10 protein-coding genes, 1 tRNA gene and 1 rRNA gene (1 of these 12 running past the window's edge) are annotated in these 9,030 nt (G+C 45.3%); 8 read left to right on the forward strand and 4 right to left on the reverse strand.

What is annotated here, in order from left to right; genetic code table 11:
• The 3 genes from Q0C15_RS00655 to Q0C15_RS00665 all read left to right on the forward strand — a co-directional run.
• On the forward strand, positions 1-272 hold a 272-nt coding region (locus Q0C15_RS00655; protein ID WP_297214963.1), incomplete at its 5' end, for a TGS domain-containing protein.
• A gap of 77 nt (positions 273-349) precedes the next feature.
• A complete protein-coding gene (locus Q0C15_RS00660) occupies positions 350-1,237 on the forward strand; it encodes a coiled-coil protein (RefSeq protein ID WP_297214966.1) in 888 nt (295 codons plus the stop codon).
• 1 nt (position 1,238) lies between these two features.
• Positions 1,239-1,652 carry a DUF131 domain-containing protein gene (locus Q0C15_RS00665; protein ID WP_297214968.1) on the forward strand — a complete coding sequence of 138 codons (414 nt, stop codon included), beginning with the start codon at positions 1,239-1,241 and terminating at the stop codon, positions 1,650-1,652.
• Here Q0C15_RS00665 and Q0C15_RS00670 read toward each other — a convergent pair.
• The gene (locus Q0C15_RS00670; RefSeq protein ID WP_297214970.1) at positions 1,620-2,678 is read right to left on the reverse strand and encodes an NDP-sugar synthase; all 1,059 of its coding nucleotides are present in this window, start codon (positions 2,676-2,678) and stop codon (positions 1,620-1,622) included. The two genes, Q0C15_RS00665 and Q0C15_RS00670, sit on opposite strands and share 33 nt — an antisense overlap.
• A 151-nt stretch (positions 2,679-2,829) precedes the next feature.
• Complete coding sequence (locus Q0C15_RS00675; RefSeq protein WP_297214972.1) at positions 2,830-3,447, reverse strand: TenA family protein; 618 nt, start codon at positions 3,445-3,447, stop codon at positions 2,830-2,832.
• 262 nt (positions 3,448-3,709) lie between these two features.
• Here Q0C15_RS00675 and Q0C15_RS00680 point away from each other — a divergent pair, with 262 nt between their 5' ends.
• Both Q0C15_RS00680 and Q0C15_RS00685 read left to right on the forward strand, forming a co-directional pair.
• Positions 3,710-5,077, forward strand: a complete 1,368-nt coding sequence (locus Q0C15_RS00680; RefSeq protein WP_297214974.1) for a cytochrome ubiquinol oxidase subunit I — start codon at positions 3,710-3,712, stop codon at positions 5,075-5,077.
• Positions 5,078-5,087: 10 nt separating this feature from the next.
• Positions 5,088-6,056: a hypothetical protein gene (locus Q0C15_RS00685; RefSeq protein ID WP_297214976.1), complete on the forward strand. Its 969-nt coding sequence runs from the start codon at positions 5,088-5,090 to the stop codon at positions 6,054-6,056.
• A 115-nt stretch (positions 6,057-6,171) separates the two neighbouring features.
• Here Q0C15_RS00685 and Q0C15_RS00690 read toward each other — a convergent pair whose 3' ends face one another.
• Both Q0C15_RS00690 and Q0C15_RS00695 read right to left on the reverse strand, forming a co-directional pair.
• A complete protein-coding gene (locus tag Q0C15_RS00690) occupies positions 6,172-6,630 on the reverse strand; it encodes a hypothetical protein (protein WP_297214978.1) in 459 nt (152 codons plus the stop codon).
• Positions 6,631-6,643: 13 nt separating this feature from the next.
• Positions 6,644-6,716: transfer RNA gene (locus Q0C15_RS00695), tRNA-Gln, on the reverse strand.
• A 251-nt stretch (positions 6,717-6,967) separates the two neighbouring features.
• On the opposite strand from Q0C15_RS00695, the gene Q0C15_RS00700 reads away from it, so the two are divergent.
• The 3 genes from Q0C15_RS00700 to Q0C15_RS00710 form a co-directional block, all read left to right on the forward strand.
• Positions 6,968-7,558 (forward strand): alpha/beta hydrolase, encoded by a 591-nt coding sequence (locus tag Q0C15_RS00700; RefSeq protein ID WP_297214980.1) that lies wholly within the window; start codon positions 6,968-6,970, stop codon positions 7,556-7,558.
• Between the two features lie 8 nt (positions 7,559-7,566).
• A complete protein-coding gene (locus tag Q0C15_RS00705) occupies positions 7,567-7,971 on the forward strand; it encodes a molybdenum cofactor biosynthesis protein MoaE (RefSeq protein WP_297214982.1) in 405 nt (134 codons plus the stop codon).
• A 223-nt stretch (positions 7,972-8,194) separates the two neighbouring features.
• Positions 8,195-9,030 (forward strand): 23S ribosomal RNA (locus Q0C15_RS00710) (its annotated part continues 391 nt past the right edge of the window); the annotation flags it as partial.

Genomic DNA, 9,030 nt, shown 5'->3' on the forward strand with positions numbered 1-9,030 from the left:
TAGAGGAACTGAAGGAGGGGATATTCAGGTCACTGAGCCTCATCAGAATATACCTCAGAAACAAGGCGGGGGTGGTTGATTTCCAGAAGCCGCTGATACTGAGAGAAGGTACAACGGTCAGGGAGGTCTGCAGGAAGATAAACAGAAGCATGATCGATTCTTTCAGATATGCAATAGTGTCCGGCAAAAACAGACCCATAGGCGAACAGAGGGTAGGCATCGATTACCAGCTTATGGATGAGGATATCGTCACCATAATAAGCAGATTCTAAGCACATACAAGTTGGATGGCGAAATCTATATATGCCTCACATTAATAAAGGATAGAATTCTGCAATGAAGTGTTACTATGACGGATCTTCTCCAGGAATTTGAGGAAAAGAGAGACATTCTGAGAAAGGCAATAGAGGAGCATATAAAGAAAAGAGATGAAGCTGCACAGCAAAGCCGTAATTATGCCGAACAGAGGGATCAGCTGAACGCCAAGGTTCACGAAATGAGGGACCAGGTCAAACAGAAGATATCACAGAAAAACGCCCTCATAGAGGAAGTTCAGAAGATAAGGTCAGAGAAGGAAGAACATTTTAAGAAGCTTTCCGAACTAAGAAAGGAGTACAAGAAGATATCGGAGGAAGCCAACTACACAAACGTGAACCAGAGAGAGATCAGAGCCAAGGAAAGGGAGCTTCAGAAGCTGATAAAGAAGCAGGAAACGATGCAGCTGACAAAGGCGGAAGAGGACAAGGTTGTGCAGGAGATCAAGCGCCTCAGCAACGAGATCAAGAAGATGAAGGAAGACAGGGAGAAACAGCTCAGCGAAAACGAGAAGGTCAAAGCCCTGCTGGCAGAGATAGACAAGGAAAAGACGCTTGCAAGGGACCTGAAGAAGAGAGCAGAGGAGATATCAAACCAGATATCTGAAATAAGCAACGATATAAACAAGTCTCTCCAGGAACTTGATGAGGTCAGGAAGAAGGCCGATGAAATGCATGAGATGGCTATAAAGTACGGAAAGGAGTCTGAACAGGAGCATGAAGCTTTCATACAGGCGAAGAACGACCTCAAGGATCTCGAGAAGGTAATAGCCGGGCTTAAGACAAAGAAGAGAGCAACCAAGAAGAAGGAAAAGGATGATGAGCTTCAGCAGAAGGCTGAGATCCTCTTCGAGAAATTCAAGAACGGTGAGGAACTCACCACGGATGATCTGTTGATCCTTCAGAAAGCCGGATTCCTGTGATATGAACATATTCAAGCTGGGTTACCTGCTGGTACTGGCTGGGATCCTGATCCTGATTGCCATGGCAGCAATCGGGATTGCTCATTTTGCCCTTTTTATCATATTTCCTATCATATACGGCTCAGGTTTGTCCATAATACCGTTTCTCCTCATATTCCTTGGCATCGTACTGATGTTCTTCTCTCCATTTCAGTTCCAGAGAGACGCGGATCATGTGTTCATACCGCCAGAATATGAAAGCAGCTTTGAGAATAATGCACACGAAGAGAGAAAAGAGGAAAAACACTATGGCGGCCTGATAATGATAGGCCCAATTCCAATAATATTTGGAAATGATAAGAATTTAATTTATATATCAATAGGCGTTGCCATTCTCATAATCCTAGTTTTCATCCTGTACTATCTCAGAGGATAGGGCCACCTGATACACCTTGGATCCGTTCTGGAGATTAAGCTTCTGAGAGAGCACACTGTCATGTATTTCGCAGTTCTCGCCTATGGTCGTGTTCTGCATTATGACGGAGTTGACCACCTTCGTTCCCCTCATTATCTTTGAAGAAGCCATTATCACTGAATTCTCTATCTGAACATCATCCCCGATTGAGACGTTGTCGTATACGGCCGATCCTGATATGGTTATGTTCTTGCCCATATGGACGCCTTCGCCTATGTATATTGGCGGCTTCACAGAAGCACCGTCCGGAACCTTCGATCTGACTATGGCCTTTCCCGATCCGTTGAAGCTTTCTCCATATTTTTCAACCATGATCTGGTTTGCCTTTATGACGTCCTTTGGCCTGCCGGCATCCAGCCACACACCATTTATCAGATAGGTTCCGATCTTCACACCCTGGGAGAGCAATTTCGGGAAGAGATCCTTCGCAAAGTCATACTGTCCGGTCTGAGGAATATAACGAAGAAGAGATCGATCCATGACGTAAACGCCGGCGTTTATCGTGTCTGAAAATGTCTCATTCTTGCCGGGCTTTTCGAGAAACCTCTTTATGTATCCGTCTTCATCGATCTCCGCTATACCGAACTGTGATGGATCATCGACCTTTGTGACGGCGATGGTTATCTTGTTCTTTCTGCGCTGGTGCTCCCTGATCATGTCCCCAACATCGAAATCGATCAGTATGTCCCCGCTCCCAACGATGAAGGTATCGTCCAGGAAATTTTCAGCAAGCTTGACGCCGCCGGCAGTGCCTGCAGCTTCCTTTTCAACCGAGAACAGTATGTTCTGGTTTCCATTCTTATTTTCAAGGACTCCCTTTATCAGGGATTCAAATTTGTATCCTGTTGTGATTATTATATCGTTTATTCCGGATCTGTAGAACGCATCAAGTATGTACGATATCACCGGCTTGCCAGCAACCGGAACAAGAGGCTTTGGAATTGAATATGTTATCGGTCTCAGCCTTGTCCCCTTTCCTCCAGCCATCAGAACTCCTTTTAGCGACATGTGCGATCGTAACAAATCGTACAATATATTTTTATAGAATGGGCGGGCGCTCGGTTATGGTGAACGCAGATAGTAAAAAACGATCACGAAGTAGGATCGGTTCATGGCTTTCCTTCAGAGCGCCATGCGTTCAGATTGGGCTTTCCATCTCCAGCGCGGCCTGCCAGAAACGCTGTTCAAATTTCAGGCTGATGAGGAAGTAATCCTTGATCTCAGTTATATCGCCATTGAACCTGTCCATCGCGTTCAGTATTACGGACACTCTGTCCGCATACTCCTTTGAAGCATAGAATTCAGCCCACATTCTGTAATATTTATTGGGAGATGAAGAGACAGACCGGCCGACCTCTGAATAGCCCCACATGCATGGTATCCAAGCTGCAAGGAACTGCGGCCATCCGACTGTGGATGAATAACGGAGATGCCTAGTATAGGAATATGTTGTCATAGTCATCCTGCCGTTGCCCTCTACGCCAAGTTCCTTCTCCAGATAGGCATGCGTTTCCATGCCCTTGTCTCTTCCCAGTATGACGGCGGATAGTATCTGAAAGGCCATATCGCTTGGCATCAACTCTGCAGACCTTATCACGGCCTTGATCATCTCGGTCACATATAACGAATCCTGAATGAGGTAAAATTTGAAGTTTTCTATTGGCAGATCTCCCCGTCTCATCCTTGATACAAATTCATGGTCTACATATTTCTTCCATTCGTCCTCATAGAGAGACTTTAAGCTTTCCGCTATCATAATATCTTAAAGCAGATCATGCTATTTTTTCTTTTTGAAAATTTGAAGTAAATGACGAAAATTTGTATATATGTATGCTACATTCAATCAACGTACCCTAAAATTTAAGCCTAATTCTTTGATATTAATAAGTCAATTAACCCGTATAATTAAGCTTTCTTCAATACAAAATGTATGATTACATTATGTAGCACTATCTAATTACGAAACATTATTATATAGTAAAATAAGGTTTAAATATGAACCAGTTATTAATCAAAATATGGCGTTTATAACGACTTTTGACAGATTGCTCTTCGCCTACTCGATCGGTGTTCACATAATACTGGTCACGATGAGCATCTCTACCATTGTCGTTCTTAGTGTGGCTGAGTACCTGGGCATAAGGTATAAAGACAAATACTATGATCTGCTGGCTAAAAGGCTTGCCAAGGTATTCACGATATTTTTTGCCATAGGAACGGCAAGTGGTATAGTGATGGCGGCTGAGCTTGTCATACTGTTTCCGAAGTTCTTTGCAGTTGTAGCAGCCGTTGCAATGGTTCCCTTTTACCTGGAGATCTTCGCTTTCTTCACGGAGACTATATTCCTCATAATATACATATACTACTGGGATGCATTTAAGAACAGGATAACGCACTGGATACTCACATTCTTCATTGGAGCAGGGACACTCGGTTCGGCAGCATTCATAGTGATGGTCAATGCCTGGATGAATACGCCGAATGGATTCAACATACCCGTGTACGAGAGCACTGGCAAGATCGTGGACGTGAATCCATGGGCATCGGTTAATGCACCCTCCTTCCTGGCCCAGATCGCGCATGTCGTACCTGAGACACTCCTTGCCGGCACGATGCTGATCGGTGGATACTTTGCGTACAGATATCTGAGGGCGAGGGACAGCGATGAACGAACGTTCTATATGAAGGGAAGCAAGATAGCGGCAGCCCTATCCATGTTCTACGTGATACTGACAGGCATATCCGGATCTCTTGAGGCCAGCGCGCTGATTGCATATCAGCCACTTAAGTATTCTGCCATTGAGCTGAATCTTATGGGTGGCCGTGCCTTTGAGCCTGAGAAGCTCTTCGGTACAATCGCATACGGCAAGATCGTGGGTGCCATTACGATACCTGGACTGCAGAGCTTGCTTGCTGGAACAGGCAACGCATCCTATGTTGTGCCAAAGGGACTGATGTACTATCCGATGAATGAATGGCCACCACTGATAGTGCACACCATGTTCGATCTGATGGTTCTGTTCGGTATACTGATCGGCCTATATCTGCTTGTTTACCTGATAATGTGGGTAATGAAGAAGCAGCCATACAGCAATAAATGGATGGCAATTCTGTTCCCGCTTTTCGGGTTGATATCCATGTATACCATGGAGGATGGCTGGGTTGTGGACGAAGTCGGCAGGCAGCCATGGATAATATATAACGTAATGTATGTATACCAGGGTGCGAACACCACAACCTCGATGATAGGCCCGGGTATAGCGATGATCATCTTCTACACGCTGTTGATACCGGTGTCGTTCTACTTCTCGGCGAGAGTGTTCAACAGGGAAGAGGTCAGCAAAGAAGTTTCGGAATCCCAGTCAGCAACAGGGGTTAACTTCTGAGGTGCAAAACATGAACGCAGTGTTTGGTTTAAATTTCTTAATAATGTCGATAATGCTTGCCCTCTTCATCACAGAGTCGATGGGGGCAATGCTCTTCCTCTTCCACTATGAGGGATCTAGGAAAAAGGTCAGTCCCTACGTTATACCCATATGGGAGCTGACAGGTACATTCATAGCTTTCTGGGTTGTCACATCAGATTTTGCCTATCCATCAATACTGATACCTGCAGCATACATATACGCAGTGCCGCTGCTTCTACTCCTGATAGCATTCATAGGGAGAAACGCCTTCATAATATTCGGCGAATTCATCAAGAAGGGCTGGTTGAACGACAGATCCATGTATTCAATATTCTCCATCTTCGAATGTCTTTTCTGCCTAGTCTTCGTCATATTCGCATCGTCCGTTGTAACTGGCGGCGGCGTGATCCTGTCAAAGCTGGCCTTCAATGCTGGAAAATGGGCAACGACGCCCGGAGATGTCCTGTTTGTCATAGGAGCCGTCATCCTGATGTACGGATTTTCATTCATATTCTATGGTCTGGAGAATTACATGAAGGTATCAATGGTAGCTTCATATCTCGGTGTCATTCTTGAGCTCGGCGCGGTGATATGGATTCACTCTGCAATAAGTGCGGTCCCATTTTCGCCCATTCTGATCCTCACCATAATAATAGGTCTTGCAGCACCAGCGCTGTTCTATTACAAGCCAACAAGAAAGATCATAGAGAATAAGGTAGTATTTCTTTCCCTCCTTACATTGTCTATCTATCCGTTCTATTCTCTGGTCTATCCAAAATTCTTCGGCGGGACGCTTCCAGTGTCAGCGTTTCTTACTAATACGGCCATGGCCACAGCCTACTTCTACATAACCCTCGGAGGAGGAATACTGCTGATCTTGATGCTGATATACATGGTCTACGTGGCGAACAATTTCTCGAAGATGCAGGCAGGATCCAAGGCTGAAGCGGAAAGATAAAAACTATCTCATATATCTTTATATTATTTTTTAATGCAATGGCATAGTAAGCATGTTCTTCAGGATTTTTCTATTTGAATTAGAAGTTGATCATTTATAACGATTTGTCTGCGATTCATGACGCGGCCTGAGGCGGATCCGCCGAGATTAGGATGGTGATGTCGCCTGCATAGTCATGCGAAGGCGTAACGAAGAACAGCTTCAGATCGTAATGCTGACCTGGAGGTATTGTTAAGGGAAGAGGAGTCACGGATCCCACGGTGAACCCAGGCGTGCCGGAACTTATGGAATTTAATGTTGTACCGGTGCTGCCTCCATTGATCTGGAATGACAGGTACGCCTTTTCGCCGGATGTGAGCGTTTCATGATTGAACTGGATAGAAATGGTTCTTGAGGCGCCATTTTCGTTCAGCACGACGTTTACGTACATTACGTTCACTGTTGTGGCTCCGTTCAGGGATAATCCATATATGATCCCGAATGAAACAGCTATAATAGCCAATGCCACAGCTGTGGCCATCTTTCTGGCGCGTTTTACGGAGGGTTGTGTCTCTACCTCAACAGGATCTGCCATTTCTGCACCTTGATAGCCCTGGGCAGATTCGAACTGCCGTCTTTGGATCCAAAGTCCAAAATGCTTGTCCACTACACCACAGGGCTATGCACGATCATGCAAACTATATTTATTTAACTTTCTGAGACCGCACATTATGCGATCCGGTAATCAGTTCATAATGGCATGACACATACTATATTTTCATGGAATACTCTGTAATACCATGTCGTAGACATGCCCTTGTTCCAGAATGCATTTGATGGTGCTTCATCGAGCAAATATTGAGACGCCATCCTTGCAACGGGATCGGGTCATCGTTCCCCAATATTAGTATAATCGAATGAAATGATCATGTATGGAAAGTGGAGAGATCCTGATCTCCGGTTCAAAAATCCTTTACAGCTACGCTGCAAAGGCAGGGATAAAGAAGAATCTTGTGCTTATAGACATAAACGGAGAAGGTATCTGGAATGAGATCAGGGCGCCGGACAGGATAGTTCAGTGGAATGTCAATGTATACATTCCGGTATTTCCAGAAAATGAGGGCCAGAATTCCAAGTATCACGGGAGTATTGATACCGCCTCGGAATTTTACTACGATTTTGTACAGGCCATGAGATTGAAGAACGTTATGCTGATGGGAGAGGGCATAAACGCAGATGTTGCATTGAAATGTTCTATGAACCATCCAGAGAAATACAGCAATGTTATTGTGGTGGACGGTACCGGATATGGGGGATATGCAGAGGAACTATATCGCGTTCAAAAACCAGTTCTACTGGTATGGGGTGGCGCAAGGGGATACCGCGAAACCATGATCGGTCAGTCTTATCATGACCTGATCGCAGGTTCCGTCTTCAAGGTTTTTGATGGAAGCAAGAGGCCATTGAAGGACAGCACAGACAGGTTCTTCTCCATGCTCAGGAACTATATTTCCGTTGACTAGGTGTTCGCATGTTCATAGACATCGTGGAATCAAAGATATCTGTTGAAGATCTCATAGCGAAGGTGAGGAATCCTAAAGCCGGCGCCATAGTGACCTTCGAGGGGACTGTGCGTGAAGAATCGGGTGGTATCAGGGTTGACGCGTTGTATTATGAGAGCTACCGTGAAATGGCGATAAGGGAAATAGAGTCCATGGTGAATTACTGTGTTGAAAGATTTGGCATAACCGATGCTGCAGTTGTTCACCGGATAGGCACCGTGCGAATCACCGAGGACTCTGTGGTCATTGCAGTGTCTGCTCCGCACAGAGATCAGGCCTTCAGCGCCTGCAGGTATATCATAGATCAGATCAAGGAGAGGGCTCCAATCTGGAAGCGTGACATAATTCATGGCGCACCAGCAGAATGGCATTGAAACCTTTTTTTCTAGTTTCGGTTGAAATCTCAGGATAAAAATATATTATTATTTCTGAACTGTCAGTAATATAAAATTATTAGATAATTGGGCTTCAGGATCAAAACGCTTATATCCCTGTTAATGATATAGTCCATACACGCTTACAATGCACCTTTTAATGCATTACATTAAAAGGGAAGATGTCGAATTTTGATGAGACTAGATGAGAGATGGCACAATGGATTGTGCTCTGCTAATCTGCCTAGAGGATGGCTTGGTTCGGGCGCCGAAGAAGGACGTGCCAAGCTGCGATAAGCCTTGGGGAGGCGCATGGAGCCTTAGATCCAAGGATCTCCGAATGGGACTTCCTGCCGTAAGGCACTCCGAAAGGAGAGGGAACCCGGGGAATTGAAACATCTTAGTACCCGGAGGAAAAGAAATCAATTGAGATACCGTTAGTAAAGGCGATCGAAAGCGGTAGAAGGCAAACCGAATAGCCCTTCGAAAGAAGGGAAAGATGTGGAGTTTGGTCTTCCTCTAACGCCTCCTGAAGCGAGATGAATCTTCTGGAAAGAAGAGCCTTAGAAGGTGATAGCCCTGTAATCGAAGCTTCAGAAGCCACAAGGGGAAGTAACCAGAGTACCATGCGTCGTTTTTCGCGTGGGAATATGGGTGGCACTAACATCCAACCTTAAATACGTCCCGAGTCCGATAGCGAACTAAGTACCGTGAGGGAAAGCTGAAAAGAAACCCGGAAGGGTGGTGAAAAGAGCCTGAAACTAGGCAGAGATAAACTTATAGAGCAGTAAAGAGGTGAAGTCGTTAACAACGATGGATCGCTGTTCTATTGTCCGTGTTGAAGAACGGGCCAGGGAGTTCTGACGAGTGGCAAGGTTAATCCTGAAAGGAGTAGCCGTAGCGAAAGCAACTACCCGCACAGCAATGGAGGGGTGGCGTGGTAAACGCGTTTAGTCACTCGTGAGAGACCCGAAGCCGGTCGATCTACACCTGAGTAGGTTGAAGCTCAGTGAAAGCTGGGTGGAGGACCGAACCTATTCTGATGTGCAAATCGTTTGG

The organism is Thermoplasma sp. (genome assembly GCF_023256435.1).
In the GTDB taxonomy this organism is placed as follows: Archaea; Thermoplasmatota; Thermoplasmata; order Thermoplasmatales; family Thermoplasmataceae; genus Thermoplasma.